The organism is Campylobacter gastrosuis (assembly GCF_030249845.1).
Lineage (GTDB): Bacteria > Campylobacterota > Campylobacteria > Campylobacterales > Campylobacteraceae > Campylobacter_A > Campylobacter_A gastrosuis.
Genome location: NZ_JANURM010000051.1, coordinates 1 through 1,629, shown reverse-complemented (window position 1 = coordinate 1,629; position 1,629 = coordinate 1). Strand labels below are relative to the sequence as shown.

Annotated in this window: 3 protein-coding genes; all 3 read left to right on the top strand. The window is 37.7% G+C overall.

Annotated elements, in window-relative coordinates; all coding sequences use genetic code 11:
- Positions 1-981: hypothetical protein (locus NYG85_RS12010; protein WP_284938907.1), on the top strand; the 981-nt coding region annotated here is incomplete at its 5' end.
- A gap of 44 nt (positions 982-1,025) precedes the next feature.
- Entirely contained in the window at positions 1,026-1,310 is a 285-nt protein-coding gene (locus NYG85_RS12005) for a resolvase (protein ID WP_284938906.1), read from the top strand.
- A complete protein-coding gene (locus NYG85_RS12000; protein ID WP_284938904.1) occupies positions 1,291-1,548 on the top strand; it encodes a lysozyme family protein in 258 nt (85 codons plus the stop codon). Before NYG85_RS12005 ends, NYG85_RS12000 begins: the two co-directional genes overlap by 20 nt.
- Positions 1,549-1,629: the final 81 nt, after the last annotated feature.

Here is a 1,629-nt window from a genome sequence, read left to right as displayed (position 1 = left end):
GAACGCCCTGAAAATATAGAGGGCTTTGGCTATGATATAGTGATTTTAAACGAAGCAGGGATTATTTTAAAAGATAGCTATTTGTGGGATAATGCAATTAGTCCAATGCTACTTGATAATCCAAAATCACGTGCATTTATCGGCGGTGTGCCAAAGGGTAAAAATAAATTTTACGAACTAGCTCAGCGTGGGATGAAAAATGAGAGTGGCTGGGTAAATTTTCAGTTTAGCTCTTATGATAATCCGCTGCTAAATCGTGATGAAATAGACAGATTGGTTTTAGAGCTTGGCGGTGCTGATAGCGATGTGGCTAGGCAGGAGATTTTTGGCGAGTTTTTAGACACAACCAGCAACGGCGTTTTTAACCTTGCAATGATTGAAAGTGCGGTAAATAGAGCAAGTTTGCACGAGCCTAACGCAAAAGTCGTGTGGGGACTAGACGTCGCACGTGAGGGCGATGATGAGAGCGTTTTATGTGTGCGTAATGGCTATAACGTGCAAGAGTTTAAAAGCTACCGCATAAACAGCGTAACAGAGCTTGCAAGAGCGATTTACGGCGAATATGAAAGAGCAGAAATTAAGCCAGCTGCAATTTTTATAGATAGCGTAGGTGTTGGTGCCGGTGCTTATGACGCACTTTGTGATTTGGGGCTTAGGGGCGTTGTGCGTGAAGCAAAGGGCAGTTTTAAAGCCACTGATGAAAAAAGATACGCAAACAAAAGGGCTGAGATGTTTTTTAGGCTAAAAGACAAATTTAATCTTTTGTCTTTGCCAAATAATGAGAAGCTAAAAAAACAACTGCAAATGATAAGTTTTACATTTGATAAGCAAGAGCGTTATTTAATCGTGCCAAAAGAGATAATAAAAAAAGAGTTTGGCGTAAGCCCTGATTTTGCCGATAGCTTAGCACTTACATTTTTTGATGAAATTTTAGACTTAGCAAGGAGGGATTTTAGAGAGGATAATTATGATTTTTGGTAAAAATTTTAAAAAAAATGCAAAACACTCCAAAAAAGGGCTAGATTTTGCAGTGGCAATTTGATTATATTAAAGCAAACATTGAGCCAAAGTTAATAAGAGCTATCGCCACGCTTGATGATGAGAGCTTAAAATTAACGATGGCTGGTGTGATTTGCAAATTAACAAGTGGATTAAAAAGACTGCCAAATAAGCGGTATAAGTCAGATTTAGCCCATAAGTTAATTTTAAAAGGTGTAAATAAAAAGCGTGTAATTGAGCTTACAAAGATAAGCGAAAGCACATATTTTAATATTTTAAAAAGGATAAAAAATGGCAAAAGCAACGATTGACAACCTAGACCCTGAATTGGTGGAGTTTATAAGACTTAATGAGCTTAATAAAAAAACGGGCAAATTAATCTATCAATTTGCAACTTATAGGGGGTTTAGAGAAGCGATAAAAACGGCTCAAAGGGTCGCTGGTGTTGATGAAAACGGCGTAATGAGCGATGAGGCATTAAAAGCGATAAATGCAGTGCCAGAGGACGATTTTGTTAAAGGTTTTGAGCTAGAAATTCAAGGCTATTAAATGGATGCACAAGCAAGATTAACCGAGCTAAAAATTAGAGCCATTGACGGCTTTAATCATTATAAGCCTAGCTTTGACAAG

Excerpts from the sequence above, each read along its gene's own strand:
- NYG85_RS12000 (WP_284938904.1), top strand. The coding sequence starts at position 1,291 with ATGGCAAAAGCAACGATTGACAACCTAGACCCTGAATTGGTGGAGTTT.